We start from the raw sequence: 17,312 nt of genomic DNA on the forward strand, positions 1-17,312 counted from the left end.
TTGCACATGCATATTTATCATCTCGCTTTGGGAGGCTGTCTGACCGCTCCACACGTCCGTTACGGCGTGACAGAGGATACAGGGGGCCATATCTCCTACGTTCTGGGCGCTGCGACAGCACAGGCGGCACGGGCAGACGTGGCGTCGGTGACAATCGTGACGCGTGCCTTTGATGATCCTGACTTAGGAGCGGATCATAAGCAAATTTGGCAACCCGTTCAGCCAAAATTGGCGATCCGCCGGCTGCAGACATCGAATGGCAGCTATCTGGCAAAAGAAGCTCTGGCGGCGGAGTTGCCGGCTTTGCAAGCGGCATTCCTTGCGTTGCTCGCTGACCCCGCCCTGCGCCCCGACGTGATCCATGCTCATTTTGCAGATGCTGCCATACTCGCCGCTGCAGCACAGGAAGCTTATGGTATTCCATTTATCTACACCCCCCATTCTCTGGGCATTGATAAGCTAACCCATCTGAACGCGGCGGCTGGTCCATTGCTATTGGCGCGGATCGCGAAGGAAAAGGCGGCGCTGACCGCCGCCGATGCAATTGTCGTATCGTCGCGGGACGAGGCGGAGCGTCAGGTCTCCGGCTACGGACTTGAGATCGACGGCAAGGTGCACCGCGTCTGGCCGGGTGTTGATCTGCTGCGGGCAGCCAGCATTGACCGCGGCCCGGCGCACGACCTGTTGGCGGGACATCTGGATCAGCGCGACCGTCCCATCATCCTTGCCATTGCGCGGCCGGTCCGGCGCAAAAATCTCGAACTGCTGGCGCAGACCTACGTTGATAGCCCGGCACTTCAGGCGCAGGCAAATCTGGTGATACTGGCGGGGCAACACGGGTCCGACGTAATTGAAAGCGACGAGACGGCTGCAGTCTGGGCCAGCCTGAACAGGATCCTGTCACATCCCAGCCTGGAAGGCCACGTCGCCTTGCCAGCCGCGCATAACCCGCGGGATGTGGCGACGCTTTATGCGTTTGCGCGGCAGACGCGAGGTGTCTTCGTGAACCTCGCGCTGCACGAACCCTTCGGATTAACCCTGCTGGAGGCGGCAAGTCAGGGATTGCCGGTGATAGCGGGCAACCGTGGCGGCCCACCGGATATCCTGGCGCGGACTGGCCATGGGCGGGTAATCGACCCTACGCAACCCGTGGTGGTAGAGGCAGCGCTGCTGGAACTGCTGCGTGACCCGGTCGCCTGGGACGCTCATTCGCAAGCTGCAGAAGAAAACCTGTGGCCCTTCGACTGGAACATCTGGGCCGCAACTGTCACCGGCGTCTATGCCTCCTTGATCGCTCCTCCTGTCGTTGGATCGCGCCCCGCGTACATTTTTGGCAGTGATATCGACCACACGCTCACCGGTTCCGCCCCAGCGGCCGCAGCCTTTAACGCCTGGCACAGTAAGCGACGGGGCCTTTTTGTCGTCGCGACTGGACGCTCAATCATTGAAGCACGGCGCGTCCTGACAGACTGGAACCTGCCCGTGCCCGACGTGTTCATCACGGCCGTCGGAACAGAAATTCACGAGACCGATGCCCGGGGCCACTGGACGCTTGACCGCGAGTATGCCGCGATGTTGGACCGCGACTGGCAGCACGGTAAAGTACGGTCCTGCATTAGTGATGCAGGCATCTCCTGGCAGGCCAACGAAGAACAGCGGCGGTGGAAATTCGGATGCTACGGCACCGAGGCCGACGCCGATCGCCTGCGTTTGCGATTGCGACAGGCTGGTCTGGCGGCCCGTGTTATTGTCTCCCACGGGCAACTTATTGACGTGCTGCCGGTGAATGGTGGGAAAGGTAAGGCGCTGACGTTCCTTGCGAGGCGCTTTGGTTTGACGGCGCAAGATGTAATCGCCGCCGGAGACAGCGGCAACGATGTCGACATGCTGATGGCCTGTGGCCGTGGCATCGTCGTCGGCAACGCTTTGCCAGAGATCGGGCATCTGCGCGCGGAAAAACACGTCTATCATGCGCGGGCCGCGCATGCCGCCGGGGTGCTGGAGGGTCTGGCCGCATTCGGTCTCTTGGATCAGCCGCGGGCGACAAATCTGTTTGGGTCCAGCTCGCAGCCGGTGCGGGTGGCGTCATGAATGTGCGCGCCGGAATGGTCCCACCTGCCACGGCACCCGTCGGGTATTTCGTGCACCACCAGGGCCGGGGCCATGCCGAGCGGTGTGCCGCCATCGTCAATGCCATGCCACGGCAACGGCCGGTGACAATCTTCTGCGCCCGTGACGACATCTTTCCGCCCCTGCGTGCAGGTACCGAAGTGGTCAGGATCCCCTCGATGTTCGAGGCGACCGGCCATGAGACGGCGCATGACTTCACCGCGCAGCCTGATACGGTGCACTGTGCGCCTCTCGGCTGGCCCGGGATCCGGCAGGCTATGGGCACGATGGCCCATTGGTTCATGACGTCCAACCCTGCGTTGATGATCTGTGACGTCTCTGCGGAAGTAGCGCAGCTGGCACGGTTGTGTTCCGTACCGCACGTGAAGGTGTTGCAACACGGATTGCGTAGCGATCCGGGTCACCGCGCCGCTTACGTCGGGGCCGCTGGATTGCTCGTCCCCAGTGCCGCTTGCCTGGCGCAGGACGACTGGGACAGGGACATGTTGGCCAAGACGCTGTTTGCCGGTGGACTGGGGGTGGACACCACCTTGCCGGTACGGGACGAGGCACGGCAACGTCTGGGAATAACCGCGCAGCAAAACGTGGTGCTGGTCCTGTCTGGCGGGGGCGGCACAGGCTTTCCCTCTGCCCCGATTGCCGTGGGTGCGCGAGCCTTACCCCGCAGCCAATGGATCACGGTCGGTCAGATCGCCCGCGACTGGCACGCGACGGAGCCCCCCAATCTGCGCCATGACGGATGGGTCGATAACGTGCCGGATTACCTGGCAGCGGCAGACTGCATCGTCGCTTCAACGGGCAACACGACCTGCCAGCATATCCTTGCAGCTGGCAAGCCTTGGGTGGCCGTGCCTGAATGGCGTTACTTCGACGAGCAGGTGGAAAAGGCCCGCGTGCTGCACCGCGCCGGTGTCGCCCATGCGGTCTCGGGCCTGCCATCATCGGTCCAGCAGTGGCGCACGGCAATGACCGCCGCACTGAACAACCATGACCCGGCGCGGCAGACTGCCTGCGTCGATGAGAACGCGGCAACCCATACCGCTGCCTGGATCGAGACGCTGATCATGCGTCTCTGGCCCACACCTTTCACTTCATTCAAGGCGCAGGGCGGCACCGCCCCATTGGCCGATACACAGGAGTTTTTGTCATGACCGCACCCCATCTCGCTAGCGATGCACCCGTTTCCGTTTTGACCCTCGCCCGTGGGCGAGACAAGCATTTGCGCAATGTGATTTTAGGCTTGGCCCAGCAGACCCGGCAACCTGCCGAGCTGATCATCGGTGTCATGCAGAATGACCTCTATACCGACCTGCCCGACACGGACTTTCCGGTACGTCAGGTTTTGATCGAAGGGGGGCGCCCTGCCGCTGGCCCGGGCCCGCAATTCTGTCGCGGCCAAAGCTGTGGGCGAGATGCTGATCTTCCTCGACGTTGATTGCATCCCGGCGCCGCGGCTGGTGGCAGACTACGCGACACAAATGACCGCCGCCGATGGATTGTTCATGGGTGAGGTTATGTATCTGCCGGCCGGCGCGGCAGCTGCAGGCTGGGACTACGAAACCTTCAACGCCATCGCGGTGCGTCATTCGGACCGGCAGGGACCGCCAGAAGAGCCGCGTCGCGCCTGCGCGGACTACCGTTGCTTCTGGTCGTTGAACTTTGCCATGTCGCGCAACGCCTGGGACCGAGCCGGAGGTTTTGATGAACGGTTCGAGGGCTATGGCGGTGAGGATACCGATTTTGGCCGCACTTTGTCAGAAATACAGATGCCGATCTGGTGGATCCGCGGCGCCAGGGTGTTCCACCAGTATCACCAGCACTGCATGCCACCCATCCATCACGTTGCCTCAGTGATCCGCAACAGCGAACTGTTTGCGAGCAAATGGGGGCATCGCACGATGGAACACTGGCTACACGCCTTCCGCATGATGGGCCTGATCGAGAATTGCCGCACCGGACTGCGTATCCTGCGTGAACCCGACGCCGACGACTTCGCTTTGTGCCGTCAGGCCGAGGACATGCCCTATGCCGCAACCGGTCGCGTTATCCGTATTCTCGAGGACCGCGAGCGTACGCAGCAGGGTCTCGCCCCAACAGACGAAAGCATGAGGGACCGCATCGCAGCGATGCACCGCGATCAAGATGACCTGTTGACCCCCCCGTCAACCCGCAGCGTCGCGGCCGAGTGATGCGGATCGCGGTCGTCTCCCATGTCCGCCACCCCATTGCCCCACCCTTCATGGGCGGAATGGAAGCTCATTCCTGGCATCTGGCTGATGCCTTGGCTCAGGCAGGTCACGATGTCACATTGTTCGCCAGTGGTGACAGCGCCGCCGGCCTGCCGCCGGGGGTCAAACTATTCCCGGTCCTGGCCGAACATTACGACCGCCGCTTTCCTTGGCACGACTTTCACGGTACCGACATATTGAACCGTCACGTTGACGCGGGATTCGCGCGTGCCATGCAGGCGCTGCTGCAGGGCGGGTTCGACGTGATACACAACAATGCGCTGCACCGCTATCCGCCCAGGCTCGCGCGGGTTTACCGGCTGCCGATGGTGACATCGCTGCATATTCCGCCGTTCGACGCGTTGCGTAGAGCGGTCCATGAAACGGCGGCGCCGTGGTCGCGGTTCACGGTGACGTCCCATCGCCAGTTGCAGGTCTGGTGGCCCGAGGGCCCACCATCCGAGGCGACGGTCGTCTATAATGGCATCGACATGGCGCAATGGCCCTATGCTCCCGGCGGGGACGGATCGGCGATCTGGGCGGGGCGGATCACAGAAACCAAGGGGACGCATCTTGCCATCGAGGCCGCGCAGCTTGCAGGCGTGCCGCTGACGATCCATGGCACGATTGAAGACCAAAGCTACTTCGACCGCGCGGTGGCACCCTATCTGGGGGCGACGGTTCGTTATGGCGGCCATCTGGATGGGAAGGCACTAGCGCAGGCTTACAGCGGCGCATCGGTTCTGCTGTTCACGCCATGCTGGGAGGAGCCTTTTGGACTGGCGGCGATCGAGGCTATGGCGACGGGTTTGCCAATTGCGGCGATCTCCAGGGGAGCCGCGCCAGAAGTAATAGGGCCGGCAGGCATTTATGCCGCGCCAGACCGGATGCCGGATTTGGCGATGGCGCTCCGGCGAGCCATGACAATCGATCCATTGGTGCCCTATCGTCAGGTGCTTGAGCGCTATGCGATGGCTCACATGATCGAAGGATATGAGGACAGTTATGTCAGAGCGATAGCAGGTGCGTCCCGGTCGGATGTGCCTGATGTAAGCTTCCCGCTGATCGAGTTGGCCATCGATGCATCCCCGGAAAATCTGCTTTATGCGTGACAAAGCTACTCCGGACGCCAAGGCCATAAGAGGTGGTTCGGTCTAATGTGACATCAGCGCACTAGCGATCGGCGCACATACGCGCACCTGCCGTAAAACAGAGCTATGGCACCGCAAACGCGATTTAGCACCGATCTGCGCCAGATGCATTTTCGCGGTTCAGTCGTTCCACGATATCTAAGATTTGACGCATCTCCTCTGCCAGATTGGCCTCAATTGCGAAGGCAGGGGAGGCATCACCCATACCGGGGTCTTCGTCAGGTATTTCGACGACACTCTTATCACGCAACCACCCTGTCAGCGTGTCGCCGTGTGCCTGTATCAGGCGGGCCAGAATCTGGCGCTGCGCGATCAGTCGACCTTCCAGCCCGTCGAGCGTTGTTGTCATTTTTGGATCCCTTACATTCTGGGTCAGGTTGATGCTGTGACAGCAAAACAAATGGCAAAGAGCATTAATTTGGTACCTCAACAATGAATCTGTCTTTCGGAAGAGCGGGTAGCTTAAACATGTTTAGGTCAAGGTTCTGATCCGGTAATGCCCGCCAATCAATACGTTCAATAAGAATGCGCGTAGCCGCAACCATCAGATCCTGCGTGACCCATTCGCCAGGGCACCGGTGATTGTTTGCGTGATCACCGCCACCTTGCGGGACCATCGTAAAGGGGTCACCGGACCAATCCTTGAAGCGTTCCGGCCGAAAGACGTCGGGATCATTCCACGCCGTGTGATCCCGGTTCGTGCCCCATATCTCCAATGCGACGAGCCCATTCGCTGCAATGTGATGCTTTCGCCATTGCGTAGCAGCACGCGCTCGCGCCGCGAGAAGCGGAAAGAAGGGAGCCGTTCGCCGCACTTCCTGGATAAACCACATCGTGCGTGCGGGATCGAGACGCAGGGCCGATACCTCCAGCGGGCGGGTCGCAAGCGTTACAGCGACAAAAGTCAGAAAAGCAGAAATGGCTACGAAGGGACGCAGCACATTGAGGAGCTCGACTGCTGCGACATGCTCGTCGAGTAAATTGCCCTCCAGATCACGCCACGTGGCGATCCGGTGAACGACCGATCCGGTCCTTGTTGCTGCTCGGCCAGACCGGGCATCTGCAATTCTTCCGGCAGCCCAGCGGTCCGCGCGTTTGCGCGCCCATCGTGCCAAGAGCTGGCGATGATCGACAGCACCCGCATGTTCGAAGAGATGCGACAGCATCCGGCTGTGCGCTGGGATTTCCCCGTCGGTCAGCGGCGTGCCCGCCCAGTCACAAACACTGCGTGTCAAAATACGTTCGAACGCATCCTGCAGAACGATCCGCCCTGGCTTTCGCAGAAGTGCATTTATGGCGGCAACTGTCTGTCGGGTCAGATCGTCGGTGCGGCCCGGACCAACAAGGTCAAGGAACAACGCTTTGCGATGCCGATGTGCCGCGTCGTCCAGCCCCTGAACGCCACCTTCGCCAAACAACGTCTTCTTGAGAAAGCCGGGTGCCGCGCCGTGGCGTTTGAATACGGTCGTATCGTAGAAAAAGCGCGCCGCCTCCACGCCGCTCAGGAATACTGTCGGTTCCAGCATCAAGCGCGATTTGAACGCGTCACTGCCGATTTTGGCGCATGTTTTGCCGACAAAGCGGTAGGGGTCGCGTCGCAGGTGCAGAGTGCTGTCAAACGGTGCCATCGGTTGAGATATCCATCTTGAGATCAGGCAAACCAGCTGAGTTCCATCAGCCGTGTTGGTGGGGTGGCAGTGCACCGTCAACAATCATGAAGTGCTGCATTAACTGCGTCCGCTATCTGATTGAAGGCACGTACAAAATCTATATCGCCTGATGTTTTCATAAAGTGTCGTCACGTTTACTTGCTTTTGCCATCAGGCTCCACCTGGCTCCTGTGCAGCATGGCCTTTATGCTGCCAGGCACGATGCCAGAAAGCATTTTTGATACCGTCCACGCGACACCGGGGACCTTGGCGCGATCACCACGCATCATGGCATCATAGCCCGCACGCGCGACCTGCGTGGGATCATCCTTGTTGTCGCTGCGACCGATGGGCGTATCGCCGAGATCGTTACGGTCAAAGATCTTCGTTTCTACAGGTCCCGGCATCAGGCATGTCAACGTGACGCCGTTGCCCTCCCATTCATCGCCGAGCGCAGCGCACAGGCTGTTGATATAGGCCTTGGTCGCGTCATAGACGGCGTCGTAGGGTCCCGGCACATAGCCACCGATAGAGCCTGTGACCAGAATGCGACCCTGACCCCGCCTGGCCATACGCTGTCCGACACGGTGCAGCGTATTGGTTGTCTGAAAGATGTTGAGGTCAATCAATGCTTCGACATCGTCCCAGTCCTGTTCGTGAAACGCCCGGCCAAGGGCGCGGCCAGCGTTGGCAAAAAACAGGTCGGGTTCGCGCTCGCCGATCCTGTCCCACAGCGCGGTCATGCCGTCAGCTGTTGCAAGGTCGGTCTGCACAGCCTCGATGATCCCGCCAAGGCGGCGCAACTTCTCGGCAGCCTCCTCAATCTGAGGCTCATCCGCGCAGATCAGCAGGTCGTAGCCGTCTTCGACCGCGATGCGGGCCAGTTGATACCCGATACCGCTGGATGCACCGGTGACAACGGCAAAACCCTTCGTCGACATGTTATTTCCCTCCGCTGTTTGGCTCGGCCATCCGGCGGTGAAGCTGCGCCATGACGCTGTCTGGCAGGATATTGGCCATCGCGGCCTGGATCTTGTTCATCATGCCGGGCGTGACGCCGCTGCTGCCGCGCATCATCGCGTCATAACCAGCCTTCGCCACGGCCGCGGGATCGGCCTTGCCGTCGCTTTGGCCGACGGGCGTGTCCTCCATCCCGGCACGGCTGAAAAATTCCGTATCCGTTGGTCCGGGCATCAGGCAGGTCACGGTAATACCGGTGTCCTGCACTTCGTTCCGCAAGGCCCAGCTCAGGTTGTCGAGATAGGCCTTCGTCGCGTTGTATACCGCCTGAAAGCTACCGGGCATTAACCCTGCGATGGAGCCGGTAATGAGAATACGTCCCTCGCCACGTTGGCGCATTTTCCGGATCGTCCGGTGCAAGAGCGCCGTGGTGCCGGCGACGTTCAGATCGATCACGGGTTTGACGTCGTCCCAGTCCTGTTCAAGGAAGGCATGACCCAGCCCGATACCGGCATTGGCGCACAGGTAATCGACGTCCCGGTCCCCGATCGCGGACCACAACGCATCGATACCCGCTCTTGTCCCCAGGTCGGCTTCGACCACCTCAACATTGACCTGCGTGCGTAATTGTTCTGCCACCTCTACGATCCGGGATTCATTGGCGCAGACAATCAGGTCGTGCCCGTACAATGCAAACCGCTTTGCCAGCTCAAGACCAATGCCGGTCGAGGCGCCGGTCACGACGGCCAATTGTGCGGTACTCATGACGCTGTGCTCGGCTTCAGAACGACCTTAGTCCAATCATTCTGGTTATAGCGGAAATTTTCGTACCCCCGTGCGGCGTCTTCCAGCGGGAGACGGTGCGAGATCATAAAGCGGCTGTCGATCTGCCCTTCACCGATGCGTTGCAAAAGCTCCTTGAGGTAACGTTGCACGTGGGTCTGACCGGTCCGGATCTGCAGACCCTTTTCCATCATGGCGCCTAACGGAAACTTGTCGAGGAATCCGCCATAGACACCCGGGATCGAGACACGTCCCCCTTTGCGGACGGCCAAAATCGCTTCTCTCAGCGCGTGACCACCATCGGCCCCAATCCCGACGGTCTGCTTGATATCATCCATGACCGCATCGGGCGTCATGCCGTGACTTTCCATACCGACGGCGTCGATCACAGCATCGGGCCCCATGCCACCTGACATTTCCATCAGGGCCTCGAGAACATGGGTCTGTTTGTAGTCGATGACATCGGCACCAAGGTCACGGGCCAGTTTCAGGCGATTGGGATAATGATCGATGGCGATCACCTTGTGCGCGCCCATCAGCAGGGCACTTTGGATTGCGAACAGTCCGACGGGCCCACACCCCCAAACGGCGACCGTGTCACCCTGTTCAATCTGGGCGTTTTCCGCGGCCATCCAGCCGGTTGGTAGAATATCGGACAGGAACAACACGTCATCGTCCTCCATCCCGTCGGGGATCACGATGGGTCCGACGTCGGAGTAGGGCACACGAACGTATTCCGCCTGACCACCGGGATAACCTCCGGTCAGATGCGAATATCCAAAAAGCCCGCTCAACGCATGACCGTAAAGCGGTTCAGTCAGATCCTGGTTGTCGACAGGATTGGAATTGGCGCAGGCAGAGAATTGCAGTTGCTTGCAGTGAAAGCACCCCCCCACAGGAAATCGTGAAGGGCACGACAACCCGCTGGCCCTTTTTGCAACGTACTACCCGGCCCCACGTCGACCACACGGCCCATGAATTCATGACCCAGAATATCGCCGGATTTCAGCCCAGGTATGACGGCATCGTAGAGGTGCAGATCAGACCCACAGATCGCAGTCGAGGTCACTTCGATGATCGCATCACGTGGGTTGACGATTTCAGGATCGGGCAACGTTTCCACCCGGACGTCGTGCTTTCCCTGCCAAGTCAAAGCGCGCATTTCACTGACCTTCCTGTTCGGTTTTGCGATTTCGGTTTGTCGCGATCTCTCCGGTTTCCATGATCATCTTGAGCCGCTTAAGGTCTCTGCGACCCTGAACACTTGGCTCGCGCTGAAAGAGCTTGGCAACCATGCGACCCAGTGTTCCGGCCGGGGGGATCATAGACAATTATAGCCTCGACTTCAGTGCCCCGTTCGCCAGGCGCATCGCGAAACAACACCTTGCCACGGGTTTCGATCTGAGAGCCTTCCGTCGATGACCACGCGATTTCTTCGCCGGCTCGATCGGAGACGATCCGGGTGACAATTTCCACGCTCTGGCCCGGCGCATCGATCTCCCAGTGGCACAGGTCGCCGACGGTCCGTACGGATGTGATGTTTTCCATGAATCTGGCGAGGTTGCCGAAATTGCGATAGAAATCGTAGACCTCATGACGAGGCTTGCCGATCGTCACGGTTTTTCCGGTAACGGCAAAATTTCCAAAGTACGATTGTCGGGCGGTCCGACCGGGCGCGTCGTCCGGAAAGCGTGCCAGTTCATCACGGCGGGAGCGCGCGATGGCGAGCATTCCTGCAGTCCCGACGACCATAGCGACGCCGAGGGTCCACCACATTGCGCCTGTATCAGATCGGTCGTCCGTAGGATCCAGATCCGCATCTCGCCAATTCCTAATGTCACGATCGATCATGACGTACCTCCGAGCACAGTTTTGCTAACCAAGTCTGCGACGCCCGAATGCAATTGTAACGATGAGAATGTCGGCCGGGCAACACCGTGATTAAGTAATGCCTCATCGTTCAGATCGTTCCACCATGTTAACAAAGAATTATTGTGGAATGATCGGCTCAAGATCGTAAATATAGTTTAAGAATCAAGTTAAATGCGCGCACGCGTCATCTGCCAGCTCGGTAGTTTGACATTATATGTGACATTTAGTTTCGTCTTCATTACAGTTTAAAATCCACAAGAAATATATTACCGGCTTTGTGAATTAAGATGGGTATGGAACAAGATTGGGCAGGAACTTATGTTTATTCAACGGGTTTGTTTTTGAGTTTTCATTCTGGATTGGATGCTTTGAAATGGCTCTCACTCACCCCAGATCAACCGCCGCCATCGCGGGACACCCCATTCATGGGATGTTGGTTGTGTTCCCGCTGACCTGTTTCACGCTGACGCTGTTCACTGATCTTGCCTATTGGCAAACGAGTGACCTGATGTGGCAAAACTTCAGCGCCTGGCTGCTGTTCGCAGGCCTCGTGTTTGGCGGACTTGCGGCATTGGCAGGTCTCGTTGATCTGGTTGCAAACCCCAGGATTCGCGCGATTTCGACCGCGTGGGTTCATGCCGTGGGCAACATCTGTGTATTACTTCTTGCCCTTCTGAACAGTCTGGTCCACGCCGGTGACGGCTGGACAGCGGTCGTCCCTTGGGGACTGGCATTGTCTGCGCTCACCGTCGCCATCATGGTATTCACAGGCTGGCTGGGTGCTTCTCTTGTTCATCAATATGGCGTTGGAGTTGCGCAAAATGACTAACCATACGTACGTCAGACGGGCAGGGTTGCTCGCAACCTGCCTTGCCGCAACACTTGCTTCATCCGCGTCCGGGCAGTCCAGCGAATTTGATGTCTCCAGTCAGATCGGACCTGCCCCGGTCTTGCCCGCGCCGCAGCGCTCTTTGATCCCAAGCACCAAGATCGCCGAGGTGATTGGGTGGGAGGATGGCCAGTCGCCAACGGTCCCTGACGGGCTGGCAGTTACAGCCTTCGCGACCGATCTTGCCAATCCACGAACAGTCCACACATTGCCCAATGGCGATGTCCTCGTCGTACAGGGGCAGAAGCCCCCGGGTGAACCCCAATCCAGGCCAAAGGACTTTATTCGCGGCTGGATCATGGCGTTGGCCCATGGGTCCGGAGGGGATGACCCCAAAAAAGACAGCAATCTGATCACCCTGTTGCAGGACACCAATCGTGACGGCACGGTCGATAACCGCATCGATCTGCTGACTGGGCTCAACGCGCCTTTCGGCGTAGCTTGGACCGATGACACGCTTTACGTGGCAGCCACCGATGAAATCCTGTCCTATCCTTATAAGCTCGGCCAGACTGAAATTACCGCCCCCCCGACAAAACTGACATCGTTGCCTGGCGGTCCGATCGACCACCACTGGACGAAGGATCTGGCCCTCAGTCCAGATGGCACAAAACTCTACGTTGGTATCGGTTCAAATTCGAACATCGTGGAGAATGGATTAGAGGCGGAACGCGGCCGCGCCGCCATCTGGGAAGTGGACCGCAAGACCGGGGCGAGCAGGCCGTTCGCCACGGGTCTGCGGAACCCGAACGGTTTAACCTTCGAGCCCGAAACCGGCGCACTGTGGGCAGTTGTGAACGAGCGCGACGAGCTTGGTCCAAATCTGGTGCCCGACTACATGACATCAGTGACAGACGGCGCCTTCTATGGTTGGCCATGGAGTTATTACGGCGACCATGTGGACGAACGCGTGCATCCCCAAAGGCCTGATATGGTGGCCACGGCAATTCCGCCGGATTACGCCTTGTCCAGCCATGTCGCCCCGCTCGGCATGACATTCAGCATGAACGCGGCAATGCCGGAGCCCTATGCACATGGTGCATTTGTCGGTGAGCACGGCAGTTGGAACCGCGACAGCTTTCACGGTTATAAAGTCGTTTATGTGCCTTTCGAGAACGGTGAACCCGCGGGGAAGGCGGTCGATGTTGTTACAGGATTCCTCGACGGAGACACAACGCACGGCCGTCCCGTCGGTGTTGGTATCGACGGGACTGGTGCTCTGCTGGTGGTCGATGATGTCGGCAATACCGTCTGGCGGGTCGCCGTATCGGACGGTCGTGTGACAGACCAAGCGATCGGCACAGACAACGTAAAATCTGAAGCCACTGAAGCTGCACCTGCTTCGACGGAAAATCCGAATGTCGATGTCACAACACGCCAAAGTACAGAGGACTCAACTGGAACAAGCAACTGAGATTCCGGTGGCACGGCATATTTTGTAATGCTGCGCCGCTATTCCCAGAACTGCTCAGCTATTTATGACGAAGACGGCCAGCTAATTTGGATGACCTACGGACCATAGCGGCAACAACATGTTTCGTATCCGCTGCAGCGCGTCAGGCGCAGGATAAAACCCGAAAGGACAACCGACGTGGCAAGTATCCTTGATCAACCGCGGAACATGACAACCGTAGTTGCAGACACCGGCGACATTAGGGAAGTAAAACGTTACGCGCCGGTGGACTGTACGACGAACCCATCGCTTGTCCTGGCGGCCCTCACCGACCCTTTACACCGTCTACAGTTCTACCGCTGCCTGACATCAAAAATGAGGCCGATAGCTTCCGAATATAGCGTCAGTATGCAATCTTAACTCTTGTCGCGGTGCATTCGAAAATCAGTCTTTAGACACCACCTGACGCAGTCTTCTCTGGCGATCTGCGTCCCAAGATTATGTAAAGCTCTACTCAGTTAAGTGTTCAGCATTTTCTAAGTGTTCAGCATTTTTGAAATCTGGCGTGATAAGTCTTTGGCTGCAACAGGCTTCTGAAGCAGATCAAAGTCACGAAACCGGCTTGGTAGATCCATTGTGGTGTAGGCGCTGAGGAAGGTGACAGGAATTTTCCGGTCATGGAGGGTATCCGCTAATGGATAGGACTGTTCGGAGCCGAGTGATATATCCAGAAATGCAATGTCGATTTCACTCCTTTCAATCAAGAGCAGTGCGGCGGCGACATTCGCCGCCGGACCGATCACTGTATGACCCAAATCCTTGATTACCATTTCCATATCGAGGGCTATGAGCCATTCATCCTCGACTATCAGAATGTTATGGGAAACGTGGCGTGTTGTCATGGCGCGATCTCACTGCTCACAAGGGAAATACCATCGCCAACTTCAGGCCTTCGGCATGAAATTCGGCATTCAAGGCGCCGTTCAGCTGTCTCTCGACTTCACCGGCGATAAGGACAAATCCAAAACCGTTTTTTTCGGGCTCAGTCACTGGCGGTCCTCCATGCTCAAGCCAAAAAAGCTCTAAATTACCATCCTCTCGAGACCATCTGACGTCCAACGTGCCGCGCTCGTTTGAGAAGGCTCCGTATTTCACGGCGTTGGTCGTCAGCTCATGAAGGACCATGCTCATCGCCAGCGCAACAGAGGGCTGCAGGCTCACATTGGGTCCGCTCAGGTTGACCCGTGCAGGATCGAAGCCGGCTGTTTCGTTTTCGAGAATGTCGCGTAGGTTGACGGTCGTCCACGACCGCTCTGATAGCAGGCTGTAGGCCCGCGCCATGCCATGCAATCGCTCGATCACGGTATCGAGTGCTGAGGCGGGGACGTTCTTGCCGCGCAAGGACGTCTTTACCGTTGCAATGACAACAGCCAGCATGTTCTTGACGCGATGGTTGAGCTCCGCGATAAGAACCCTTTGATGCTCTTCGGCCTCTGTCAGGGAAGTGACGTCGATAAAAGTGACGACGGCACCGTCAACGTCTTGGTTGCCACTGAGGTAGGGTGTGATCCGCACAAGATAGTGGGTCTGATTCTCGTCCGTCTGCAGACGATGCTCATAAATGGCGCCGGACTTGAAGACTTCGCCAATATGATCCCTAATTTCAGGATATGCGCTGAAGCTCGACAGCTCCGACAGGGGTCGCCCTGTGTCTGCCGGCCGGAGGTGGAAGATCCCTGCCGCAGCCGGGGTAAAATTACGGATCACCAGGTCCGCATCCAGAAACACCGTCGCAATCTGCGTGGCATCGAACAGGTTCCGCAAGTCGGCGTTGGCACGGTCAAGCTCCGAGACTTTGAGGTTCAGTTCGATATTGATGGTATTCAGTTCTTCGTTCAGCGACTGCATTTCCTCTTTCGAGGCTTCCAGCTCTTCGTTGGTAGACTGGGCTTCTTCGTTGACTGAGACTAGTTCCTCGTTCGAAGACTTGAGCTCTTCCAGAGCAGTCTCGTACTCTTCGATCGTGGATTGCAGGCGCTCTCGCAATTCCCGCAGTTCCTGCTCTGCGGTCTCGCCGCTGTGACCCCGATGACTTGCGTGGGTAGCGAGGTCGGCCATCGGCATGTGCGAGGGCTGAAAGAACACGATGAACATGCGGTCGCGTTCACGGGAACCGCGCAAGGGTTCGACACTGAGGTTCAGATGTTGCAGATCACCCGAAGCAGTCGTTACCGGCAAATTGTATCGGATTACGGGCAGCCGCTTTTCGACGACGTGCCGCAGAGTCGATCGAAGTTCCAGCCTGATGTCGCGCGGGACCATATCCAGCAGCTGCAGCGAAGGTGCCCCGCGAGGGAACTCCAGAAACTCACCCGTCCCGCCTGACACGAAAACGATGTCACCGTCTTCGCGCACGACCGCATGGGCCGGCGTATGGTGCTCCAGGATGTGACGTTCGACATTGTGGCGCAACTGAATATCCGACAGAGCTTGTTCATTGCCGCCGCCGGATTTTTTGTCAGAAATGCGCGTCAGGGCGCCTGTCGGGTTCCAGCGCCGGGTCGCATTTTCGATCGACTGGAAGATCCGGCTTTTCTTGTCGATAGTCCGAAAGATGTCACCGAACTGGCTGATGCTTTCCGACGTCCCCAGAAAGAGGTATCCATCCGGCTTCAGGGCATAGTGGAACGTCGGTATGACATCGCGTTGCAGGTCGGGCCCGAAGTAGATCAAAAGGTTGCGGCACGACACCATGTCCATGCGTGAAAACGGCGGATCGCTAATGACGTTGTGCGATGAAAAGATGCACATTTCCCGCACTTTCTTGCTAACCACATAGCTGACCCCATCGCGGATGAAAAATTTGGCCAAGCGTTCGGGACTGACCTGATGAAGAAGCTGTTCCGGATAGCGTCCCTGACGGGCGACACTCAGAGCGGGTTCGTCAATATCGGTCGCAAAAATCTGCACCGGAGCGGCAATCGCTTGTCTTTCAAGATGCTCACTGATGAGAATGGCAAGGGAATAGACCTCCTCGCCAGTTGTGCAGGCTGGAACCCAGACCCGGACGGGGTTCTTTGCATCCTTGTTCTGGCAGATCTGCGGGATCACCAATTCTTCGAGCGCCTTGAAGGCATCGGTGTCGCGGAAGAAATTTGTCACGCTGATGAGCAGATCCTGAAACAGGGCCCTGATCTCGTCGCCGCTTTTTTCGAGCAGGGTGCAGTAAGCTTCCAGCGTGTTGACCTGTCTGACCTGCATGCGGCGGGCGACGCGGCGAAAGAAGGTCTTGCTCTTGTAGCCTGAAAAATCGTGACCGGACTGCTGGAATAGGATCTTCGAAATTGTGGCCTGAACGTCCGTTGGATCAGCCTCGCCGTCATCCTTCTTTGGCATCACCAGGGCGTCCAATACACGGTGTCCGTTTCGGATTTCGATGAGCTTCTCGGCCATCTCGCTGGCGGGCATCGCAAAGTCTACGAAGCCGGTTGCAATGGCGCTTTGCGGCATTTCCGCATTGAGTGGGGGATGACCGTCCGAGGTCTGGGCAAATGTGAACCCACCACGCTCCTTGATGACCTTGACACCCAGCGTTCCGTCGCCGTCTCCCCCTGACAGGACGATCGCGCCGGCGTTCTCTTGCTGGTCTTCTGCCAGAGACCCGAAAAAGATGTCGATAGGCTTGTGTTCCCGGCTGCCAACGGCCGTTTCCCGCAATACCAGCTTGCCATCTTTTATCAGCAAAAAGGACTGTTCGGGCATGACATAGACCACGTCCTGTTCCACCTTCTCGCCATCCCGGGCCACTTTTACGGCAAGCGATGTCTTGCGCGCCAGAATGGTATGGAGAAGGCTTTCGCGATCGGGGCTAAGGTGGGTCACGACGACGAAAGCCATCCCGCTGTCTGACGGGATGCGTTCGAAGAGTTGAGACAAAGCATCGATCCCTCCGGCAGAGGCACCAATCCCGACGACAAAGGGCAAATCACTGGTCATAAAACCGAGCGTACGCCGATAACCGGTTAGTCGCTAGTGCTTCCCAGCTCACTCAGCGCTAAAAAACAAGGCGATGTAGAAGCAAGTTAAAAGATTTGTAGGTGATTTAATCTGCTTTAATGAAATGGCAGACTGTGGTCATTTATCTGCGTTATGACACTCATATGGAGGGACGCTTCATTTAAGCGGCACAGACATAACCCCTTTGCATTTGTCAAAAAATTATTTCACGATGGCCACGCTTTCGAGCGTGGCCACTTT

At 58.0% G+C, this 17,312-nt stretch carries 14 protein-coding genes and 1 pseudogene; 7 read left to right on the forward strand and 8 right to left on the reverse strand.

Annotation, left to right across the window (positions count from 1 at the left end; all coding sequences use genetic code 11):
• Nucleotides 1–6 precede the first annotated feature (6 nt).
• Genes GLR48_RS21305 through GLR48_RS21325 form a run of 5 tightly spaced genes read left to right on the forward strand, consistent with a single transcriptional unit; the run spans nucleotide 7 to nucleotide 5,470 of the window.
• The gene (locus tag GLR48_RS21305) at nucleotides 7–2,091 is read left to right on the forward strand and encodes an HAD-IIB family hydrolase (protein WP_237065291.1); all 2,085 of its coding nucleotides are present in this window, start codon (nucleotides 7–9) and stop codon (nucleotides 2,089–2,091) included.
• Nucleotides 2,088–3,281: a glycosyltransferase gene (locus GLR48_RS21310; RefSeq protein ID WP_237065299.1), complete on the forward strand. Its 1,194-nt coding sequence runs from the start codon at nucleotides 2,088–2,090 to the stop codon at nucleotides 3,279–3,281. Before GLR48_RS21305 ends, GLR48_RS21310 begins: the two co-directional genes overlap by 4 nt.
• Complete coding sequence (locus GLR48_RS21315; protein ID WP_237065301.1) at nucleotides 3,278–3,565, forward strand: hypothetical protein; 288 nt, start codon at nucleotides 3,278–3,280, stop codon at nucleotides 3,563–3,565. The genes GLR48_RS21310 and GLR48_RS21315 overlap by 4 nt, the downstream gene beginning before the upstream one ends.
• Nucleotides 3,543–4,319, forward strand: a complete 777-nt coding sequence (locus GLR48_RS21320; protein ID WP_237065303.1) for a glycosyltransferase family 2 protein — start codon at nucleotides 3,543–3,545, stop codon at nucleotides 4,317–4,319. Before GLR48_RS21315 ends, GLR48_RS21320 begins: the two co-directional genes overlap by 23 nt.
• Nucleotides 4,319–5,470, forward strand: coding sequence for a glycosyltransferase (locus tag GLR48_RS21325; RefSeq protein WP_237065305.1), 1,152 nt, complete (start codon nucleotides 4,319–4,321; stop codon nucleotides 5,468–5,470). The genes GLR48_RS21320 and GLR48_RS21325 overlap by 1 nt, the downstream gene beginning before the upstream one ends.
• 124 nt (nucleotides 5,471–5,594) lie before the next feature.
• On the opposite strand, the gene GLR48_RS21330 is transcribed toward GLR48_RS21325, so the two are convergent.
• The 6 genes and pseudogenes from GLR48_RS21330 to GLR48_RS21355 all read right to left on the reverse strand — a co-directional run bounded on the left by GLR48_RS21330 (nucleotide 5,595) and on the right by GLR48_RS21355 (nucleotide 10,752).
• Complete coding sequence (locus GLR48_RS21330; RefSeq protein WP_237065314.1) at nucleotides 5,595–5,858, reverse strand: hypothetical protein; 264 nt, start codon at nucleotides 5,856–5,858, stop codon at nucleotides 5,595–5,597.
• Nucleotides 5,859–5,922: 64 nt separating this feature from the next.
• Entirely contained in the window at nucleotides 5,923–7,137 is a 1,215-nt protein-coding gene (locus GLR48_RS21335; RefSeq protein ID WP_237065317.1) for a cytochrome P450, read from the reverse strand.
• 176 nt (nucleotides 7,138–7,313) lie between these two features.
• Complete coding sequence (locus GLR48_RS21340; protein WP_237065319.1) at nucleotides 7,314–8,099, reverse strand: SDR family NAD(P)-dependent oxidoreductase; 786 nt, start codon at nucleotides 8,097–8,099, stop codon at nucleotides 7,314–7,316.
• Between the two features lies 1 nt (nucleotide 8,100).
• Complete coding sequence (locus GLR48_RS21345) at nucleotides 8,101–8,883, reverse strand: SDR family NAD(P)-dependent oxidoreductase (protein ID WP_237065322.1); 783 nt, start codon at nucleotides 8,881–8,883, stop codon at nucleotides 8,101–8,103.
• Nucleotides 8,880–10,063 (reverse strand): annotated as a pseudogene (locus GLR48_RS21350) (zinc-dependent alcohol dehydrogenase). Before GLR48_RS21350 ends, GLR48_RS21345 begins: the two are co-directional and overlap by 4 nt.
• Before the next feature lie 77 nt (nucleotides 10,064–10,140).
• Nucleotides 10,141–10,752 (reverse strand): SRPBCC family protein, encoded by a 612-nt coding sequence (locus tag GLR48_RS21355; RefSeq protein WP_237065325.1) that lies wholly within the window; start codon nucleotides 10,750–10,752, stop codon nucleotides 10,141–10,143.
• Between the two features lie 451 nt (nucleotides 10,753–11,203).
• On the opposite strand from GLR48_RS21355, the gene GLR48_RS21360 reads away from it, so the two are divergent.
• Nucleotides 11,204–11,602 carry a DUF2231 domain-containing protein gene (locus GLR48_RS21360; RefSeq protein WP_237065818.1) on the forward strand — a complete coding sequence of 133 codons (399 nt, stop codon included), beginning with the start codon at nucleotides 11,204–11,206 and terminating at the stop codon, nucleotides 11,600–11,602.
• A complete protein-coding gene (locus GLR48_RS21365) occupies nucleotides 11,562–13,076 on the forward strand; it encodes a PQQ-dependent sugar dehydrogenase (protein ID WP_237065327.1) in 1,515 nt (504 codons plus the stop codon). The genes GLR48_RS21360 and GLR48_RS21365 overlap by 41 nt, the downstream gene beginning before the upstream one ends.
• A 515-nt stretch (nucleotides 13,077–13,591) precedes the next feature.
• Here GLR48_RS21365 and GLR48_RS21375 read toward each other — a convergent pair.
• Together GLR48_RS21375 and GLR48_RS21380 are read right to left on the reverse strand one after the other, a co-directional pair.
• The gene (locus tag GLR48_RS21375) at nucleotides 13,592–13,957 is read right to left on the reverse strand and encodes a response regulator (RefSeq protein WP_237065329.1); all 366 of its coding nucleotides are present in this window, start codon (nucleotides 13,955–13,957) and stop codon (nucleotides 13,592–13,594) included.
• Nucleotides 13,958–13,973: 16 nt separating this feature from the next.
• Nucleotides 13,974–17,051, reverse strand: a complete 3,078-nt coding sequence (locus GLR48_RS21380; RefSeq protein ID WP_237065331.1) for a CheR family methyltransferase — start codon at nucleotides 17,049–17,051, stop codon at nucleotides 13,974–13,976.
• Nucleotides 17,052–17,312: the final 261 nt, after the last annotated feature.

The organism is Loktanella sp. M215 (assembly GCF_021735925.1).
In the GTDB taxonomy this organism is placed as follows: Bacteria; Pseudomonadota; Alphaproteobacteria; order Rhodobacterales; family Rhodobacteraceae; genus Loktanella.